Source organism: Methylomonas sp. AM2-LC (genome assembly GCF_039904985.1).
GTDB lineage: Bacteria > Pseudomonadota > Gammaproteobacteria > Methylococcales > Methylomonadaceae > Methylomonas.
Genome location: NZ_CP157005.1, coordinates 2291815 through 2312322, shown reverse-complemented (window position 1 = coordinate 2312322; position 20508 = coordinate 2291815). Strand labels below are relative to the sequence as shown.

The 20508-nt window shown below is 43.7% G+C and carries 17 protein-coding genes; 13 read left to right on the top strand and 4 right to left on the bottom strand.

All coding sequences use genetic code 11. The features are described 5' to 3' along the window. The first annotated feature begins 239 nt into the window (after window positions 1-239). From ABH008_RS10500 to ABH008_RS10465, 8 genes are all read left to right on the top strand, one after another. On the top strand, window positions 240-1586 hold the full coding sequence (locus ABH008_RS10500) for a hypothetical protein (protein ID WP_347989809.1): 1347 nt from the start codon (window positions 240-242) through the stop codon (window positions 1584-1586). 816 nt (window positions 1587-2402) lie between these two features. Further along, window positions 2403-3740, top strand: a complete 1338-nt coding sequence (locus ABH008_RS10495; protein ID WP_347989808.1) for a hypothetical protein — start codon at window positions 2403-2405, stop codon at window positions 3738-3740. After that, window positions 3737-4996, top strand: a complete 1260-nt coding sequence (locus ABH008_RS10490; protein ID WP_347989807.1) for a hypothetical protein — start codon at window positions 3737-3739, stop codon at window positions 4994-4996. The genes ABH008_RS10495 and ABH008_RS10490 overlap by 4 nt, the downstream gene beginning before the upstream one ends. Window positions 4997-5040: 44 nt before the next feature. Then, window positions 5041-5577, top strand: coding sequence for an ATP/GTP-binding protein (locus ABH008_RS10485; RefSeq protein WP_347989966.1), 537 nt, complete (start codon window positions 5041-5043; stop codon window positions 5575-5577). 3 nt (window positions 5578-5580) lie between these two features. Further along, window positions 5581-6225 carry a hypothetical protein gene (locus ABH008_RS10480; RefSeq protein WP_347989806.1) on the top strand — a complete coding sequence of 215 codons (645 nt, stop codon included), beginning with the start codon at window positions 5581-5583 and terminating at the stop codon, window positions 6223-6225. 46 nt (window positions 6226-6271) lie between these two features. Beyond that, entirely contained in the window at window positions 6272-6634 is a 363-nt protein-coding gene (locus tag ABH008_RS10475) for a roadblock/LC7 domain-containing protein (protein ID WP_347989805.1), read from the top strand. Between the two features lie 24 nt (window positions 6635-6658). Then, entirely contained in the window at window positions 6659-7135 is a 477-nt protein-coding gene (locus ABH008_RS10470; RefSeq protein WP_347989804.1) for a PAS domain-containing protein, read from the top strand. 15 nt (window positions 7136-7150) lie between these two features. Then, window positions 7151-7906, top strand: coding sequence for a PhnD/SsuA/transferrin family substrate-binding protein (locus tag ABH008_RS10465; protein WP_347989803.1), 756 nt, complete (start codon window positions 7151-7153; stop codon window positions 7904-7906). Window positions 7907-8027: 121 nt separating this feature from the next. On the opposite strand, the gene ABH008_RS10460 is transcribed toward ABH008_RS10465, so the two are convergent. Both ABH008_RS10460 and ABH008_RS10455 read right to left on the bottom strand, forming a co-directional pair. Continuing rightward, a complete protein-coding gene (locus ABH008_RS10460) occupies window positions 8028-10643 on the bottom strand; it encodes a chemotaxis protein CheW (RefSeq protein WP_347989802.1) in 2616 nt (871 codons plus the stop codon). Window positions 10644-10708: 65 nt separating this feature from the next. Continuing rightward, entirely contained in the window at window positions 10709-10903 is a 195-nt protein-coding gene (locus ABH008_RS10455) for a hypothetical protein (protein ID WP_347989801.1), read from the bottom strand. A gap of 220 nt (window positions 10904-11123) precedes the next feature. Between ABH008_RS10455 and ABH008_RS10450 the strand changes: the two genes are divergently transcribed. Beyond that, window positions 11124-11666, top strand: coding sequence for a flavin reductase family protein (locus ABH008_RS10450; RefSeq protein WP_347989800.1), 543 nt, complete (start codon window positions 11124-11126; stop codon window positions 11664-11666). A 182-nt stretch (window positions 11667-11848) separates the two neighbouring features. Here ABH008_RS10450 and ABH008_RS10445 read toward each other — a convergent pair whose 3' ends face one another. Beyond that, window positions 11849-13306, bottom strand: a complete 1458-nt coding sequence (locus tag ABH008_RS10445; RefSeq protein WP_347989799.1) for a rhomboid family intramembrane serine protease — start codon at window positions 13304-13306, stop codon at window positions 11849-11851. 420 nt (window positions 13307-13726) lie between these two features. Here ABH008_RS10445 and ABH008_RS10440 point away from each other — a divergent pair, with 420 nt between their 5' ends. Beyond that, the gene (locus tag ABH008_RS10440) at window positions 13727-15625 is read left to right on the top strand and encodes a pyruvate kinase (protein ID WP_347989798.1); all 1899 of its coding nucleotides are present in this window, start codon (window positions 13727-13729) and stop codon (window positions 15623-15625) included. A 181-nt stretch (window positions 15626-15806) separates the two neighbouring features. On the opposite strand, the gene ABH008_RS10435 is transcribed toward ABH008_RS10440, so the two are convergent. Beyond that, window positions 15807-16850 carry a rod shape-determining protein gene (locus tag ABH008_RS10435; protein WP_347989797.1) on the bottom strand — a complete coding sequence of 348 codons (1044 nt, stop codon included), beginning with the start codon at window positions 16848-16850 and terminating at the stop codon, window positions 15807-15809. A gap of 239 nt (window positions 16851-17089) precedes the next feature. On the opposite strand from ABH008_RS10435, the gene gatC reads away from it, so the two are divergent. The 3 genes from gatC to gatB are packed head-to-tail and all read left to right on the top strand — an operon-like array spanning window position 17090 to window position 20288. Next, a complete protein-coding gene (gene gatC / locus ABH008_RS10430) occupies window positions 17090-17377 on the top strand; it encodes an Asp-tRNA(Asn)/Glu-tRNA(Gln) amidotransferase subunit GatC (RefSeq protein WP_347989796.1) in 288 nt (95 codons plus the stop codon). 8 nt (window positions 17378-17385) lie between these two features. After that, window positions 17386-18837, top strand: a complete 1452-nt coding sequence (gene gatA, locus ABH008_RS10425) for an Asp-tRNA(Asn)/Glu-tRNA(Gln) amidotransferase subunit GatA (protein WP_347989795.1) — start codon at window positions 17386-17388, stop codon at window positions 18835-18837. Window positions 18838-18848: 11 nt separating this feature from the next. Further along, the gene (gatB, locus tag ABH008_RS10420) at window positions 18849-20288 is read left to right on the top strand and encodes an Asp-tRNA(Asn)/Glu-tRNA(Gln) amidotransferase subunit GatB (RefSeq protein WP_347989794.1); all 1440 of its coding nucleotides are present in this window, start codon (window positions 18849-18851) and stop codon (window positions 20286-20288) included. The last annotated feature ends 220 nt before the right edge of the window (window positions 20289-20508 follow it).

Genomic DNA, 20508 nt, shown 5'->3' with positions numbered 1-20508 from the left:
ATCGACATTCATTTCAGCGCATTTTAAAAGCTTAAGCCTAGGTGCTTAAGAATTATCATGCCCACTTTAGCGTAATTAAGAAGTGTGGTGTATGACGAAATAGGTGCAAATACACACATAAAACAGGTAAAATCCGTTAGCCACTTAGGGTAAGTCTAGTGATGAAGACGCATTCTGAATGTAGCATTGATATGTATTTACTTTATAACACCTGCCCTTAAGGTAACCTGGAGTCGCTAATGTCACGCAAGACGACCTACACTAACAGTATTGTGCCTTTTTGGCAGCGCATTCCTCTTTTTTTCTGTTTCCCGGCTAACCCTACTAATCTGATAGGCATTGGCTTTTTTTCCGTGCTTAGTTCCCTGCCCTTATTGATACTAAGAACACCTTATTTTTTCCCTATCTTGCTGGTACTTAACTTCATCGCTTGGGCTATGTTTTTTCGGCTGGCTTATAAAGTAATGAATTTAACATCGCAGGGATTTCTAAAAGTCTCCGAATATCCAGACGACCAGGAACTGGATGCGAATTTAAAACCCTATAAACAGATGCTGATGTTTATTTTGTTGGGCGTTGCCATTGCGCTGGTGTTCAATTATCTGGGCAATGTGGCGGGTTACTGTTATCTAATTTTGGCCATACTGACCCTGCCAGCCAGTATTATGGTTATCGATATTCAAAATAGTGTGTTTGCCGCTCTAAATCCGTTTCAAGCCATGCGCATTATTTCCAGCATAGGCTGGCCCTATATGGTGATGTTTGCTTTCTTATTTGTATTGTATTCAAGCCAGGGGATTGCCACCCAATGGATAATAAAAACTCAGCTACCGGTGTATAGCGCCAGTTTCAGCCCAACTGACATGGCCAACTATCTGGGAAAAATACAAAAAAGTGCAAAATGGTTGGTATTAAACGCCACTTTTATTTCTATGTATTTTACGATCATTATGTTCAATATGATTGGTTACGTACTCTATCAATACCATAAGGAACTGGATTTAAATGTCAGCAAACATCAGGTCGAACCAGCAGAAGCGGAAATAGCTCATTATATGGGTGCAGGAGATATAAACTCTGCATTGAAAATTGCCCGTAAAGAACTGGGCAAAGATGATACCAATTTACAGGCGAATGACCGTTACCTTAAATTATTAATGCTGAGTTCAACCCCCGAGCAAGCACTTTCACATGCGCAAAACTTTATCACCACCCTGCTCAAGCAAAAAAAAACCGGTAAAGCAGTGGAAGTTTATGAAAACATGCTGAACATCAATGCCGACTTTCAACCTGCGCGTGCCTCTCAAGTGCTACCCATTGCACAAGCAGCCACGGCGATGGGCAAAGCCAAAACTGCGTTGCGCATGATGGATAAATTTGAAAAACGTTTTCCGCTCAGCAACGAAACCCCAGAGGTTTACCTGTTTGCCGCCAAACTGTTATGTGAAGAGTTTGAAAAATATCCACAAGCCCGCCAAACCTTGACAGGTGTGCTGCTAAAATACCCAGAACACCCAAAGCAGGAAGAAGTACGTCATTATCTAAATCTTATTGAGCAACTGGAAAAGGGGCAATATTCTTTGTAGGATTGTCGCTCTTTAGATGGGGAATCATTGATGTGAGCATAGCCGTAGAAGCTATTTTGTTAGCCATGTTATTTAAAGATACGCTAAATTCAGGGTCGAATGATTACGCAAGGCATTTTGGTGCGGTTCGTGCCTCACCGCACCCTACAATTGTGCTACTTTAATTCAAGACAGCTCGCGGAGCCACGATTAGCGTTAGCGTAATCGTGGGAATGTATACTCTCCGAATATTCATTAGCCTTTCCAAAAACTTGCATTTATTTTAATCCTCGCCACCAATATCAATATTTAAGCCGTTACCCCGATAATTACGCAGAAATAGTTAAGCGTAACCGATTGTTAAGTAACGCCTCAATGACTAGGAAGCTTTTCATTCCCACGATTACGCTAACGCTAATCGTGGCTACGCTGACTGTATTGTTGGCTTACCTATATTATGGTGGTATTTATTCTCACCCTTTTCCACTAGAAAGCCGCAGCAAATGCGTTGTTTTGACTTTAGCTTAGGTAACATCGGTTTCTACAGAGTACTTTTTGCTTACTTTACCCTGTGCAAAAAAGTTCTTGTTCCGATGGTTACTCGAGTCATTGAACGTGTTGTTCTGTAACAAAGATACTTCAAAGAAAAACAAGTTAAAACGCTTGGATCGTTTACTTTAGAAAACGACTAAACGGCAGCACACATGTAATCGCATAGTGTAAAAACTGCCTTTACGCTAAATAGTTATAAAATAATTACCATAGACTTATTGAGGTTAATTGCGTTTTCTGTTAAGCTCAGGCGCTTTCAACTTTTGTTGCAAATTAAGGAGGGAAATGATGCCCCGGTTTATTAATCAACTGGTGACGACTGGAGTCGCAAATGTGCCTATTGAGAGCAATTTTTGGCAAAATCAATCTCTAACACCCTTCAATTTTAACGCTAATAATAGCTTAACACTTAATTCGCTGACTAGTCGTGTTAGAAAAAACCCTAACAATCTGCATGCTCATATTCACCGAATTAACTTCTGTTATTGCGCAGCATTATCAGAACAACTCTATGCTGCCTTACTCGATTTATTAATTGTCTTACAGAACAAGGGAAAAGCGATTAGCCTGAGAATGATTAAGGGTAGCCGCAAGCAGCTGAGTCCTGGCTTGTATGCTGCTTTAATGCAGGCTGACGGCAAAGACTTTGAAAAGCTAGGTAATGCTTTTTCATTATTTACCACAGGACGAATTGGGCAACAAGAGCTAGTTAGAATCAGTCAATCAACTCAATCAACACATGATCCCTTAACACTTGCCAACGATTTCATCGAATTTAGCCAGTTAGACGAAGCCATGGAGGTATTGGAAGCTGGTTTGCGCCAAGAATCTGGACGGCAGGATTTGCAAAATACTTTGCTGGAACTCTACCAATGCACACACAGTACTGAACGGATGCAGCACTTTTATCAGTTTCTACAGACGAGTGGCGCGGCACTCAGCGCAAAATGGCCCTTACCCGCCAAACCTGCTGATCCTTCCTTGCTTGAAAGCGGTATTTGGTATGATCTTCAGCTAGCATTAAGTGAATATGATGCTGCCGATACCCCACTTATCTTAAATTCGTTGACGAACAATGTCAGTAAAAACCCAAACAATCTAAATTTGCATATTCGCCGCATCAGTTTTTGTTATAGCCTAAGTTTAGCGGATCCTCTCTATGCAGCCATACTGGATTTATTAATCATTTTGCAGGGTAAAGGAAAAGCTCTCAGTGACAGGATGATTAAAGGCAGTCGTAAAATTCTGTCGGAGCAACAGTGTTTGCTGTTACTAGAGACCAAACCCACAGAGTTTGCGCAACTAGGGAATACCTACTCATTATTTGCGATTCCCCTAAGTGCACACGAACACCAGATAACGGCCCAAACTGACTACGATTGGTTAAGCATTGCTAACGATTTTATTCAGTACAGCCAACTTGAGCAAGCTATGGAAACACTGGAAGCAGGCTTAAAAGTTGATGCTAAGCGTCTGGATTTGCAAAATGCATTATTCGAGCTTTATCAATCGACGCAAAGTTATGAGCGGATGCAAAATTTTTATCTATTCCTAAACACAAAGGGTGTGCCACTTTCCGCTGAATGGCATCAAGTTATTATCAGTCAGGACTTACCACTATGATAGCAACTGCTGAACAAATACCGTTGCGAATTGCGCTGTTCTGTATGGATAATCGCTTTTCTAAAACCATGGAAATGTATTTGAAAGGTCCCTGTCATGGTATCGCCGTTGTAGTTACGGAAGCTGAGGCAGAGATTGACATGATTGACGCCGATCATAGTAATGCTCGAGAGATACTGGAGTTTCGAAGAGCCTATGCACCCAAACGGCCTATCATTTTATTGTCTCTAGAAGATTTGCTTTGCGAAATAAACAACACTTTTTTTATTAAAAAACCCGTGACGGTTTCGCAGATAGAAAATGTGCTGAGTAAAATTAAGGGCGATACAAGGCCATTTTTTTCAAAAGTGACTCACCAGTCAGCTTCACCGGCGGCTGGAACAGCGTATCCTGTTGCCACAGCCACAGTACAGGCGATGGCTGATGAGCCCAAAAAAATGGCTATGGAAGTGTTTGTACACAAAAAATCCGTTAATAACAGCGAAGCGCTCCCTCCTGAAAGCCACAGAAATGTTCGCCAACAAAGCGCACTTGAATTAAATGAAGGGGGATTTACGGCTTTTCTGGGTACCCTTACTGACATAGATCTAGATGATTTAACGCAACTGCATACCGCCAGTTTTGATCACCGCGAGTATTATTTGAGTTTTGTTAAAGCGGCATTCGACTCTGCGATAAGACAAAACCGGGTATTAAAGCTTATGTCGGTCTGGAAGCCTTTATTAATATTTCCTGAACAACGACAAGTGTGGGTGGATGCACAAGACAAACAACTGCGTTCTTTGGCCTGCATGAAAATGTCTAGGGAATTTTCAAGCAATGTTGCTTTCTATAAACACGATACCACATTTAACTATTCTGACATGCCCCCAGACTGGTTTGTGGATATGGATGCGTTTCTCTGGAAATTGACGCTTTGGACATCCAAGGGCCGTTTTCCGGTTGAACTGGATCTAAAACGCCCCGTTTATTTGCATAGATGGCCGAACTTTACTCGACTCGTTATTACACCTGACGCCTTACGCATTACCGCATTACTTTGCGAAACACCCAGAATGCCGTTAGAAATAGCCAGCATTCTGAATACCAAACCAAAATTCGTATTTGTATTTCTCAGCGCCTGCTTTTTTCTGGGTTATTTAGGGCAGTCAAAGCCTGAACCTTCTATTAAATTTGATGCATTGCCATCTGTGCAGCCTGAAAAACCCAAAACAGGACTTTTAAGTAAAATCTTAAAAAAATTACGTGGAGACTAATTGTAATGACTGCTAATACCGTTGATTTAAAAAAAGGAAATTTGATGAATCAATACAAAATAATTTTTACAGGTCCCGTAGGGGCCGGTAAAACCACCGCCATTACCACGATCAGTGATGCGCCTCCGATTAAAACCGATGCAGCGGCCAGTGATATGACCAAAAACCGTAAACCATCTACCACGGTGGCTATGGATTATGGGGTTATGAATTTGGCAGGTGGCGAGAAGATTCATCTATATGGTACGCCAGGACAGGAACGTTTCGATTTTATGTGGGATATATTAACCGTAGGCGGCATTGGCCTGATTTTATTACTGGATAACACCCGCGATTATCCATTTAAGGATATGAAGTTTTTTCTGGATGCTTTTGATAAATTTATCAACCAAACAGGTGTAGCCATTGGCGTTACGCAGATGGATCTGAATAACAAACCCAGCATAGACGAATACCATGCACAACTGCACAGTCAGGGATTAAAACTGCCGGTATTTTCAGTCGATGCCAGAGAAAAAAACGATGTATCGTTGCTAGTGCAAGCTTTATTGTTTTCACTGGATCCTGGCCTGATAGGTTAGTCCATGCAAACATTAAGTTTAGTGGAAGGATTATATTTATATCCTACTCCAGCAGGTGCATTTTATGCCACGGCTTCACAGACAGCTGATAAAGCCCGTGATTTTTTATTAAACTTGCTAAAACAACAACAAACCCCGGCCTTAACCCTGGTTAACTTACAAAAACTGACCGGAATTGCCGAACCCGAAAAAGCCATGGAGCAGCTTCTACACTGCCAAAAACTAGGCTGGGTACAAGGCGTGGATAACCCCTTAACCGTTCCTGGCGGCACAATAGAAGATCTGTTGCCGGACTTGTTGGCAAAAATCTCCGAGCACAATAAAGTGCTGTTGGCCGATGAACAGGGCTTTTATTTAGTATGCAGTGGCTTTCCGCATGAAGTAGCGGAAGAGCTATCAGCACTTAGCGCCGAACTAGCTTCTGTCTACGCACGCCGTTCTGGCTTATTAATGAATAACATGGGCATTTTTAGCCAAGCCTGGGCTATCGTCGATGCTTGGGGACACAGTCAGATTGGCTGCTGGCCCTTATTCATTGGCAACCAGCGGTTTGTGTTGGTTATTTCCGGTGTTCCCCATTTCAATCATGCCGAGTTTGTCACATTAGTTTGGATGTTGATCACTCGTTATTTGAAAACCAGCAATTAACAAACATGTTGATTGTTTCAGTTAACTTACTTAGGAGGGTAAAAATATGAAAGCAGAAATGTTGATTTCGGTTTTAACAGATCTGAATGGAACGACAGCAGATATTGAAGCATCGGGAGTTATTTCAACCGATGGTTTAATCATGGCCTCTGTATTACCAGCAGGTATGGATGAAGATCGTGTGGGAGCCATGAGTGCCGCCATGCTGTCTTTAGGCGACCGAACTGCGCAGGAATTAAATCGCGGAAATCTTGAGCAAGTGTTAATAAAAGGTGCCAAAGGTTATGTCTTGATGACTTATGCAGGCAACGAAGCCGTGCTAACGATATTGGCAAAACCCAATGCTAAACTTGGACTCATTTTCCTCGATGTTAAACGTGCTGCTGCCAGCATTTCTGAAATGATCTAAGCCCGCTACCGATAGGAGTATTGAATGATTGTTGATATGCAGCCAGAATTTATCGTGGGTGAGTATAAGGAAACCACTCAGCATTTTTTTAATGGGTGTAGCCGCAAGGTGTTTTACACTGAAATTGAAACACCTTATCCAGACGGTAAGCTAATTGTCTCTACGACGAGTCCTGAAGGTATCATAAATCATGTCAATAAAGCGTTTGTAGAAATGTCGGGATACACGGAAGAAGAGTTATTGGGGGCTCCACATAACATTCTTCGGCATCCCGATATGCCAGCTGTCGCCTTCAAAGATTTATGGGATACCATACTCCGCGGCGAAAAATGGCAGGGTATCGTCAAAAACCTGCGTAAAGATGGTGGGTATTATTGGGTAAAAGCAACGGTAATTCCTAATGTACGAGCAGGTAAAGTTGTTGGTTACACCTCGGTGCGCCGGAAACCGTCCAGAACTAAAGTTGAAGCCTGTATCCAGCTTTACCCCACCCTTTTTTAACACAGGAGATTCTACATGAGCTATCTGTTTACGGTAAGTCCTGATTTTGCTCCAGATCGCTTGTCGGGTTGGTATATTTTCAATACCTGGCTACAAAAAAATACATTTGAAGCCATTCATTTAGAGCTATTTAATAACTACAATAAATTACACGATGCTATCGGTGCCGGTAAAGTAGATTTGATTTACGCAAATCCATTCGATACGGCCTCTCTGGTTAGGAATTACGGTTTTTTACCCTTGGTAAAACCTGAAGGCTTATCGGATGAAGCTTTGATTGCGATCAGAGCCGATAGTGACACAACGGATGTTACCGAATTAATACCAGGAACACGCATCGCCCTAACAAATGACCCAGATGTAAAAATGATAGGCATGATGATGCTGGAGCCCAGCGATTTGGATGCAGGCAGCATTGAAACCATTCCTTCGGAAAATTATGTTTTGGTGGCTAAACATTTACTACGAAGTGAAGCAGAAGCAGGCATTTTTCTGGCAGAGGCATACGACAATCTGTCGGCACTCATAAAAAATCAGTTAAAAGTGCTAGTACGCAGTCAAATCAGCGTTATTCATCATGCGTTGATGATAGGCCCAAACTTTCAGCACAAACGCGAGGAAATTCTGGCCTTATTAACAACCATGCATGAATGCGAAAAAGGTATGGGTGTTTTGAACAGTCTGGGGTTTAAAGGTTGGCAAAAGATTGAAGATGAAGAGATGGAGTTTATGATTGATTTGATGGATACCTTGAATACCGATATTTTGTAAAACGGGCTTAGTAGCCCTTGCCATGTGGGCAGGGCTTTATGGTGCGGTTCGTGCCTTACCGCACCCTACAATGGCTGTTGCCAATGCTTATTAACTTGGTATTTGGACTCGTCTATAGTTTTTAATTGGTCATTCTGGATAACTTCATTCCAGAAGCCAATTTCTCGGCTAAGCGGTCTATATTTAAAACTAATAATAAAAATTCGTCGGCTGCATTATCAGGGGCAATGGCGGTGTCGGCTAATAAGGATCCACCGCTGAGCATGGGTGGTAATTTATTCATACGGGATAGTTCGATCTCTGGGATTTCGCCTAAGGCATCTGAAATAATCCCGAAACGGGTGCTAGGGTCATACTGTATAACGATCACTTGCTGTGAGTTACGATCAGAACACAACGCTTGATTCTCTGTTGCACAGACAGCCGTTCTTATATCGAAAACTGGAATAGGTATTTGATCGTACACTAAATAGCCTTCGCATTCTGCGCCTGCACCGGGTGCTGGCGTAATATTGTTTGGATCAACCGCTTCCAAAATTTGGTTGGCGCGGATACCAAACCATTCCTTTCCTAATCTAAAAGTGGCAATTTCTACATTATCGCCTTTATTGCCGCGATCGGAATGGATGGTTGGACGGGGAACTTCTTGAACTTTGTCTGGATTTTCGTTAATGGCACATAATTGTTTGCCTACTAGCGCAATCACGGTGTTTTTATAAGCATCGCTCTCACTCTTGTATTCTCTATATCCTTTAGAGGCATAAGCACCTATCGCATAGTATTCGCCTTGCAGAGCAATGACATCCATTAAGTTTTCACCCGATTTTAGATGCAATAAGTAGCTAGAAACGGGCAAATTTTCGCCGGGTTTATAACGATCATCAGAACAAGCAATAACACGACCCTCTTGGTTTACAAAAACTGCAAACGAACTTGAATCGATCTGTCCATCGGCATTTTTGGGTAGCGCATCTTGCAACATTGCCGAAAATTGCGGTGTTGCATCGAAAACGATGCCTATACCACCAAGCACTTTATTTTCATGTGCATCTGTTATGGCAGCGCCATAGATATAGGTGGGTTGGTTATTATAAAAGCGAGTTACGGTAAAGTCGGAAACAGCATAGCCTTGTGAATCGCCTATCATCAGTACACGTTTATGCCAATCTTCCGCAACATTCTGCCCAACCAGATGTGATTCGTTGACATTGGATACGGCCAAAATACGTCCGTACTTATCAAAAACAAACAAATTGGTATAAACGGTATATAAATTATTGATATAGGTTAGTATGCTTGAAATGCGCTGTTTACCTGTAGCAGAAACTTCAGCTTCAGCAAGTATTTCGCGGAATGATGAAGTGAGCGCCCACCAGCGGCAGTCGTTGGCGCGTTCATATAAGTTACGATCCATGATATCGATAGCGAGAGACGCTTGAAAGCGGCTATCTTCAAGTACGGATGTCACCACTGTTTCGTGTAAATTGGCGATGGATTGCTGAAACACTGATTGGGTTTTAGCGCCCGTGTTACTGATTTCCCACAACAGAATTTTGGAAAATCCGGCATCTTTTCCATCTTGATGATGATATTGTTTTACGTTCCCATTCCACACTGAACGATTAAGTTCTCTTTGAATCAATTCGGCTTGCTGCGGTATGTTACGCAAACTTTCGCCAAATAATTGTGAATGCTCCATAACCGTATTGAGTCTTTGCTGTGGGATGGTGTTAAGGATACCTGAAGCGTCACGATTAAAGGCATGTTGTAAGGGCAACATCACATGCGCATACCATTTAGGCCCGGCATAACCTTGGTAGTTATGACTAGTACGCGTACAGGCCAGATATTCCTGACCGGCAAAGCGCTGAATACGAAACTCCTTATCCAATACGGGCGATAATTTTACCTGAAGGGCGATATGATCAATGTCCGAACTGGCAATAACGTGCCCTGCTTCATTCAAGAGTGTAATGACAGACCAATCATCCTCAGCCACTAAATTATTGAATATACCTGCTAATTCGTTCTCGAATCTAAAACAAAGGCATAAAACACCGATTGCGATATTTTCTTCGTCTAGCACTCGATACGAATACACTAATGAAGTTGATTCATCAGGCAAAAAATCGATAGTATCAAAGGTTTCGAGGTAGCCATCTGTTGTTTCGAGGGATCGTTTTACGAGAGAATGTTGGGTTTGTTCTACCGTGTTTTTATCATTTAGACGCACCAAAATTTTACCTTCGGTATCCAATAAAACAATATCTGAATAAACTGAATACTTAGAATAGTATTCAAAAAATCGCTCCTTTAGCTTAACTAATGACACTTCCAAATCATGCATTCTGGAGAATTTTTTTTCTAATAATTTTGCTGATTTAGCGACAGCAATAATATCCTCATCTGTTGCTAAAAAACCAATATCGGCAGTGCGTTCAAAAAGATTTCTGACCAGTATGTCAATGGCTACTTGCGCCTTGGATGTCATCTCTAAAACACATTTTCGCAAAGTTTCGTTAGCAAGTTGATTTAAGAGTGATCCGGTTAACTTTTGGAAAGATTGGCGAGTGCCATTCATATCCGTACCCGTACCCGATAACTGTCCCAGCAAGGTAAGATTATCCCAAATACCTTGTAAATTATTCAGTTCTACTCGGCATTCTTCTACGATTTGCATATGCCGTATCATCTTGGTTAAGCTTTCTTCTACATCAAGGCTTTTGTTATTAAGCATAAAAAGTTTTCCGCATGTTCAATACTATTTCCAATCGGTGTAGTTGGTTGAGGATAACAAGTAAGCTAATCGCCTATTTGTTTCTTGTTGCTGTGCTTAATTAAACAGTTGTGTTTAGGCATCTGATGCTTTTTCTCAATGATTTCTGGGATGTTGGGTTGGGTTAATGGTTGGGTTAAGGTATTTATGCGATTATTAAAATGTTGCAAATCGCTAATGTCTTTTTTTCCATGCTTATCTGCATTCTGCTGATTAAGCAAGCATTACGCCAAAATTTTTATGAAGAGTAGAAATCATCATTAATTTTAATAAAGGCTTAAAATTCAATGTAATTTAAAGTGTAGATGTCAGTTATCTTAATTCCACCTCCCCTTTAACGCACACAGGTGGTGCGCATTCATTAAAATAGTGCGAAAGTACAGGTTCAATAATGTTGTGACGCAAAAAGTTAGGCGTAACTGATGGTAAGGAGGTAATTAAATGAATGCGTTTGACATGAGTAAAGCGTTTACCTTGATAGAACCTGGACCTGTGGTACTAATCACCACTAATGATGGCTTGAAAAATAATATCATGACCCTTTCGTGGACTATGGTGTTGGATTTTACCCCTACATTTGCCATATGCACGGGGCAATGGAATTATTCGTTTGCCGCTCTATGCAAAACAAGAGAGTGTGTGATTGCAATACCCACTGTTGACATGATAGATACAGTCATCGGCATAGGTACTTGCTCGGGTAGTGATACGGACAAATTTGCCCAATTTAAGCTGACCGCTGTGCAAGGTAAAATTGTCAATGCGCCATTGATTAAAGAATGTTTAGCGAATATTGAATGTAAGGTTAGTGATATCGTCAAAAAACACAATATAGTGATTTTGGATGCTGTTGCCGCCTACTTTGACCCCTTACATTCTGAGAAACGGACTATCCATGCCGTGGGTGATGGCTCGTTTATAGTTGATGGGCGCACACTGGATCGAAAAAAAATGATGGCATCCAAAATTCCAACCGGTATTTGACTGTATTATGTTTGCCATGCGCTTTGGTTTTGCTTGACACATGCCCCCATTTTAAGCTGATAACTATGGATGCGCATCTGTCGTGAGTGCTGCGTCAATAGCATCGGCACCCCCCGATGCCAGCTTACCTTTACCTTGAATAGTGGCTTAATGCCAGCATTGACTAAGCAAAATGCTTAACACTACAGCGACTCCAGTACTCTGGCTTCTTGGGAATCGGGAAAAAGCAATTGTAAACGCTGCCGGTTTTTTTCTGCATGTTCGGCTTTTCCGGCCAGACGCTGGCGTTTAATCAAAGCGGCCAGCAAGCCGGGCAATTTAAGGTCGTCACTTGCATTTTGTAGCAGTTTTTCCAGTAAATGCTCTGCTTGGCTGAGATGATGAAAATGGATAAAACGGGCGATCAAATCCAATGCTTGAGTTTGCTTAATCTTTGGCGAACTGGCAATTTGCATATGTATTTTGTACATTTGAGCTTGCAACGCCACACTGGTATCGTCTTTGCTGCTTAAGGCAAACACTTTGGATGATAGGCGTTGAAAGTGCGTACTTAAGGGTTGGTTTTTGCATAGGTTAAACAGCTTGGCCAATAGTTCCGGGTGGCCGGGATATTTTTCCAATAAAATAAAATAGGCCTGTCGCGCTTTGTCTATCTCCAGTTTGTGCATTAAAGCGTCTGCCAGTTCTAATTCCTGCTTGTATCCACCCTGCGCTGCTTCCTGCTCAAACTCGGTGTCCACTTTAAGCTTACCCAGTAATCGCGCCATGTACACCAACAAGGCACCTGTCACCAAACCACCGGCATGAGCCATATAAGCGACATTACTTTCGGGTGTGGATAATTTCTGGTAAATCTCATTGCCGACCCATACCGGTAATAAGACAATGGCGGGTAATCTAGCCAGATCGAAATAGATTAAAATCCAATAGAAGAACTCAATTTTGCGTAAACCAAACAATACCGTGTACATACCCATGACTGCGGCAATAGACCCAGAAGCCCCTACCAGAGCAATGTCATGTCCTAAACTGGCGGCCCAAAACACGCTGGCGGCTCCCATCCCTCCCAGCAGGTAAAACAGCAAAAAACGCACACTGCCCAGTGCATCTTCAACGATATAGCCTACCAGTAACAATATCAGCATATTGCCGAATAAATGTCCAAATCCAGCATGCATAAACTGGTGGCTAATAAAGGTAATGGGTTTTAGGTCGCGACTGTCAAAAGCGTAACGATCTGAAAAACGCGTACCTAACATGCGGTTAAATTCTTGGCGTTGCGGTTTCCAGGTATAGTAGATACGTTCGTTATCTTTCACTATTTTATCTGCCGCTAAAGACTTGAGAAATACGCGATCATGTTCTAATTCGCCTAATACGCTATAGTCTTTTTTCTCGATTTTTTGCGCTATTTTATCCGCTTTTTCCACTTGACCCTGTTGGCGCAAATATGCTTCGTAGCGTGGAAATTCGATAGTTTGTAGATCGTGCTGAAAATAATATACGGCCGCCAAGTCTCTGGCTTGGTAATCTTTGTACTGGAAGCCAAAAAACACAAAGCAATTAACCAGCACCAGCAACAGCGTAACGATAGGTGGACGCCTCCAATCCGGTTTACGACCAACAGGGACAATCAGCATAAGCAAATCCAAAAACAGAGGGTTGACGATATACAGTGATGACTAATTTACCAGGAATGCTTTAATTTTTCTATGCATTTTCACTCATGCTGACTAGAGCCAACAATCTGCTTGACTGCAGCAATTGCCTGCACTATTTTTTAACATTATGCATAGCGCTTTTGATTGAACACTAATGACGTAGCCCAGTTTAATAAAAATTAATATCCTTGACTGCTTTCTTCATTACCCCGCAATTTTAATGAGTGCCTAAAACAAGCAATTAACTAATTTTGGCCATTTTATTTTTAAGCTATCTATAACGATAAAATAAACTCATTATATGTATTGTTATTTGAACCTAAGAGGGTCTTAGCGCTCTAATTTTGGATAATTAGCCTGGGCAAATCCCCTACACTTCAACTTTTCAGGATGATAGCAATGACGAATACGGCTTCTGTGCTTGCAAGTGATGATTCCTATCAATTGATACTAAAACAATTGTTGAACGAAATGTGTTCCATACGCAAAAGTGTGGTTGAGAACGCCGCTTATCGGTTAGCAAAATACTCGACGCTTTACCGCTCTGGGGTGTTTACCAAAAGTGCGATTAATCTGGCGCAATATTTAGCGCTCCGACAATTCGACCTAAGGCACTTGCAATTGCGCTTGGCACAACTGGGTTTATCATCCCTGGGAAGAGCGGAAGCCTCTGTACTGTCTACCCTGGATGCAGTAATCGATATTTTGCGCCGTGCAACAGAACCGGGTTATGTTTCTGATGGCAAAAATCCCAGCGAATATGGTTTCTCGCGCGGGCAGCAGTTACTCGACCAGCACACCATTGAATTATTTGGGCCTTATTTCGAAAAAAGTAAAGCGCATGTCATGGTGACACTTGGTACTGAAGCGGCTTGGGATTATCAATTGATTTGCGAGTTGTTGCAGAAAGGCATGACCTGTGCGCGCATTAATTGTGCGCATGATCAGACCAGTATCTGGCAAGCCATGATCAGAAACGTGCGCAGAGCAGAAGCCGAATCGGGCAGGCGCTGTCGTATTTTGATGGATCTGGCTGGTCATAAAATCAGAACCGGTGCCATACAGCTTGGCCCTGCCATTCACCACATCAAAATAAAATGTAATGCCTACGGTAAATGCATAAAACCCGGCCGACTGATACTTTACAATACTGCGCTGCCAGCCAAGCCAGCAGTGGATACAGAAACTGTAGAGTTTAAAATTGGACTTAGTGATGACTTTTTTCGCCAGTTGACAGTGGGTTCGGAACTGGCTTTTACCGATGTGCGTGGCAAAGCACGCAAACTGATAGTTGAAACTATCTTAGCGGATGGAGAATTACAGGTTTGTTGTGAGCAAAGTAGTTATCTGGAATCCGGTACTGAGCTTACTCTGTTTAACCCGGCTGAAGATTCTGAACAGTCTGTAGGCACTGGCAGGCTGGGTAGCTTTTCAGGACAAGCACAGACTATTCTGCTATTTAAAGATGATTTACTGTTACTGACCGAACACAGTATAGAGGGAGCGCCCGCTGAGTACGATAAAGAGGGAGCTATTATCAAACCAGCATACATAGGTTGCACTTTGAATGAGGTTGTCAGCCGCTTGACTGTTGGCGACCCGGTGTGGATAGATGATGGCAAATTAGGTGCCGAAGTGACCGCTATTAATGAAGACGGTGCTTTACTGCGTGTTACCCGAGCAGGTACTCGGGGTGTAAAAATAATGAGTGATAAGGGCATTAATTTTCCTGCCACGAATCTGGCCTTACCGCCCTTAAGTGAAAAAGACCTGGAAGATCTGGATTTTGTGTGTGAGCATGCTGATTTAGTGGGCTTTTCTTTCGTAGAATCGCAAGCAGACATGGAATATTTGATTGAGGAATTGGCTAAACGCAGCGCCACAGACTTACCGATTATCGCCAAAATTGAAACTAACAGAGCCGTTAAGAACATGCCGGAAATCATACTTGGCACTATAGGCCGTCATAGCTTGGGTATTATGATTGCGCGTGGCGATTTGGCGGTGGAACTGGGCAGTGCGCGACTGGCGGAAATACAGGAAGAATTGCTTTGGCTATGTGAGGCGGCACATGTACCGGTAATTTGGGCAACACAAGTATTGGAATCTATCGCTAAAAAAGGCACAAAATCCAGACCCGAATTTACCGATGCTGCCATGGCGGTAAGGGCTGAATGCGTAATGTTGAACAAAGGCCCTTATGTGGTGGATGCCTTATCGGCTTTAGTGAATGTGATGATTAGAATGCAGGAACATCAGCACAAAAAATTTCCACGTCTGCGGGCATTGCATTGGTGACATGCACAGGCTGTTGGTGGTGTGTCAGGTAACGGGTGTCGGCAGTTATTTTGCTGACACCCTACTTGTCATTATGGTTGTTTGATCATTTTTGACATGTTTTGGCTTCGAGCCCCGGATTCCATTTCATTGCATCCAGGCTACATATGTCGAATTAACTGAAGTGCATCCGGGGACGATTTTATTCCAGAGAAAACGCAGAAGCGCCTTTGGAATCCAGCATTTCTAATACCATACCGCCACCGCGGGCTACACAGGTTAACGGATCATCGGCGATGTAAACGGGTAAGCCAGTTTCTTCGGATACCAAGCGGTCAATATCTTTCAGCAAGGCTCCACCGCCGGTCAGCACGATACCGCGACTGGCAACATCGGCACCCAGTTCGGGTGGGGTTTGTTCCAGTGCCACGCGTACGGCACTGATAATGCCCGACAAAGGTTCTTGCAAGGCTTCCAGTATTTCGTTACTGTTTAACATAAAGCTACGCGGTATACCTTCGGCCAGATTGCGACCCGTGACTTGCATTTCCCGTACTTCACTGCCTGGGTATGCGGCACCGATTTCGTGTTTGATTTTTTCGGCAGTGGCTTCACCAATCAGGGTGCCGTAGTTACGGCGCACATAGCTGATAATGGATTCGTCGAAGCGATCGCCACCGATACGTACTGAAGCTGAATAAACGATACCATTTAAAGAGATTACCGCCACTTCGGAAGTACCACCGCCAATATCCAACACCATAGAACCATGGGCTGTATCGACTGGTAAACCGGCACCGACTGCGGCTGACATGGGCTCTTCTATCAAATATACTTCACGTGCGCCAGCCATAGCCGCAGATTCGCGAATGGCGCGTCTTTCTACTTGTGTGGAACCGCAAGGTACACAAATCAAAATACGTGGACTGGGTCTTAATAATTTGTTTTCGTGTACTTTTTTAATAAAATGTCTGAGCATGCGTTCAGTGACCGCGAAATCTGCAATCACGCCATCTTTTAAGGGCCGGATGGCGGTAATGTTGCCGGGGGTACGACCCAGCATATTTTTAGCGTCAGCACCAATCGCAGCGATGGTCTTTTGTCCTCTGACTTTATCTTCTTTGATAGCCACAACGGATGGTTCGTTTAGAACTATACCTTGGCCTGGAACGTAAATTAGTGTGTTTGCCGTTCCCAGATCGATAGATAGATCGTTGGAAAAAAGGCCACGAATTCGTTTAAACATGATTACCCCAGAACGCACTGTAAATCCTGCTACTTTAACAATCAAGCGGGCAGTTGGGCAAGATATAAAGTATTATATTTATATAAATTGTACTTCAGATAGTGTCAGGGGCTTTGCCATCAGCCTTGTTGCAGTCAAGAACTTGATAGGGTTTCCCGCTTCTGGGCGGGTGCTGGCACACTCAAACTAAAGCACTTAAGTACAATACAAGAATATTTTAAAAAACACGGAGCCAATACATGTCGTTGACTACAGATGACGTTAAAAAAATCGCTCACCTGGCTCGGCTGGGAATTGCCGAACAGGATATTGAGCATTATGCTAAAGATTTATCCGGTATGCTGGATTTAATGACGCAAATGGGAAGTCTGGACACACAAGGGGTAAAGCCGATGGCGCATCCACTGGACCAAACTCAACGCCTGCGTGCGGATGTGGTTACCGAAACCGATCAGCGTCAACGTTTTCAAAGCATTGCACCACAAACCGAAGCCGGATTGTATCTGGTACCTAAAGTGATTGATTAAGGACGATTATGCATAGCAAAAGCCTTACCGAACTGGCAGCGGGTCTGCGCAGTAAACAATTTTCCAGTGTGGAACTGACGCAGGCCTTTTTGGCGCGTATTCAGCAGTATCAACACCTGAACGCTTTTATTACCGTTAGCGCGGAAAGCGCGTTGCAACAGGCGGCACAGGCCGATGTGGCATTGGCGGCTGGCACTGCCGGGCCACTGACGGGTATTCCACTGGGTCAAAAAGACATCTTTTGTACACAAGGCATTAAAACCAGTTGCGGCTCCAAAATGCTGGACAATTTTATTGCTCCTTACGATGCCACGGTGATTCATCACTTTAATCAGGCTGGTGCGGTGATGCTGGGCAAACTGAATATGGATGAGTTTGCCATGGGTTCCTCTAACGAAACCAGCCATTATGGTGCGGTGCGTAATCCTTGGGATGAAAACTGTGTACCGGGCGGCTCTTCGGGTGGCTCTGCGGCGGCGGTGGCGGCTGGATTGGTGGCGGCCAGTACCGGTACTGATACCGGTGGTTCTATTCGTCAGCCAGCGGCCTTATGTGGCATTACTGGCTTAAAACCTACCTATGGTCGGGTGTCGCGCTATGGCATGATCGCCTATGCGTCCAGTCTTGATCAAGGTGGACCGATGACACGCAGCGCCGAAGATGCGGCAATTTTGCTGCAAACCATGGCGGGTTTTGATGAGAAAGACTCTACCAGTGTGGATACCGCTGTGCCTGACTATAGCGCCACGCTAAACGACAGTTTGCAGGGATTGAAAATCGGTTTACCTAAAGAGTTTTTCAGTGCCGATTTGGACAGCGCCATGGCCGCTGCGATACAGGCCGCTATTGCCGAATATCAAAAACTGGGTGCGGAAGTGGTGGAAGTGTCCATGCCTAATTTAAAACTGGCTATCCCCGCATATTATGTGATTGCTTCGGCTGAATGCTCTTCTAATTTATCCCGTTTTGATGGGGTGCGCTTTGGTTACCGCTGTCAAAATCCGGAAGATTTAAGTGATTTATACACGCGTTCGCGGGGTGAAGCGTTTGGCGCAGAAGTGAAACGCCGTATTTTGATGGGTACTTATGCCCTGTCTGCTGGGTATTACGATGCATATTATCTGAAAGCGCAACAGGTGCGGCGTTTAATCAGTGATGATTTTAAACGCGCGTTAAGCAGCGTGGATGTCATCATGGGGCCGGTGACGCCTAGCCCGGCTTTCCGCATCGGTGAAAAAACTGGCGATCCGATTCAGATGTATTTATCCGACATTTACACCATTGCCATTAATCTGGCGGGTTTACCGGCCATGTCTATTCCGGCTGGGTTTGTAGACAACAAACCAGTGGGTTTGCATGTGATCGGCAATTATTTTAGCGAAGCACGTTTGCTGAACATAGCCCACCGCTATCAGCAAGTTACCGCTCATCATCAACAAATTGCGCCTGGCTTTGCCTGAGGAATACGCTTATGAACAGTCAATGGGAAGCCGTTATCGGCTTGGAAATACATACGCAACTGGCCACACGCTCCAAAATATTTTCTGCGGCTGCGACTGCCTATGGCGCAGAGCCGAATAGTCAGGCCTGTGCGGTGGATTTAGGTCTGCCCGGCGTATTGCCGGTGTTGAATGAGGAAGCGGTGCGCATGGCAGTGACTTTTGGCTTGGCGATTGATGCTGAAATTGCGCCGCAATCCATCTTTGCGCGTAAAAACTACTTTTATCCGGATTTACCCAAAGGTTATCAAATCAGTCAGTTTGAATTACCGATAGTGGGTAAAGGTTATCTGGATATTGAGGTGGATGGGGTTAAAAAACGCGTGGGCATTACCCGTGCGCATTTGGAAGAAGATGCGGGGAAATCGCTGCATGAAGATTATCAAGGCTTAACGGGTATCGACCTGAATCGGGCCGGTACGCCGTTGTTGGAAATTGTTTCGGAACCGGATATGCGCTCGGCCAAAGAAGCCGTGGCCTATATGCGCAAGTTGCACGAACTGGTACGTTATCTGGAAATTTGCGATGGTAATATGCAGGAAGGCTCGTTCCGCTGCGATGCCAATGTCTCGGTACGGCCTAAAGGCCAGGTGGAATTTGGTACACGTGCCGAAATCAAAAACATTAACTCGTTTAAGTTTGTGGAAAAAGCCATCAATCATGAGATTGAGCGCCATATCGACATTCTGGAAAGCGGTGGGCGTATCGTGCAGGAAACGCGTTTGTACGATGCCAACAAAGACGAAACCCGCTCTATGCGCAGCAAGGAAGAAGCCAACGATTATCGTTACTTCCCCGATCCTGATTTATTGCCAGTGGTGATTGAAGACAGCCTGAAAGCGGCTATTAAAGCCACGCTGCCAGAACTGCCCGAAGCTAAGAAACAGCGTTTTGTGGCGCAATATGCGCAGGATGATGAAACGGCTAGCACCCTGACCTCTTCGCGCGAATTGGCGGATTATTATGAAGCACTGGTAAAAATCTCTGGCTGTGAAGCTAAATTATGCAGTAACTGGCTAACGGGCGATGTGTTGGGCGCTTTAAACAAGGCAGGACTGGAAATTAGCGACTGTCCAGTCAGTACCGAACGTTTGGCTGGCTTGTTGCAACGCATTGCCGATAAAACCATCAGCGGTAAAATCGCCAAACAAGTGTTTGATAAGTTATGGAACGGTACGGCGAGTGCCGATGAGATTATCGAACAGGAAGGCTTGGTACAAATTACCGATATGGGCGCGATTGCGGCCATTATTGATGCCATTATCGCTAAAAACCCTGCGCAGGTTGAGCAGTATCGTAGTGGTAAGGATAAGGTGTTTGGCTTTTTTGTTGGGCAGGTGATGAAAGAAAGCCAGGGTAAGGCCAATCCTGAGGAAGTGAACAAATTGTTAATTGAGAAGTTGAGTGGTTAGAGGCTTTAGTCAGTTAATTGTGTTTGTTTAAGCTGGTTTTTATAGGATGATGCCGACGTAAGAGCGCATCTTTCGCGACAGATGCGCTTCACTCTGTTCAGCACCTATAGGCCTGACTCATAATTTGCAGGGTGTCAGGTAGCTTAAGACCGACACCCGTATTGCGTTACACTCCATACAGGCTACGCTGTTTTAATATAAGCTACCAATCATCAATAGT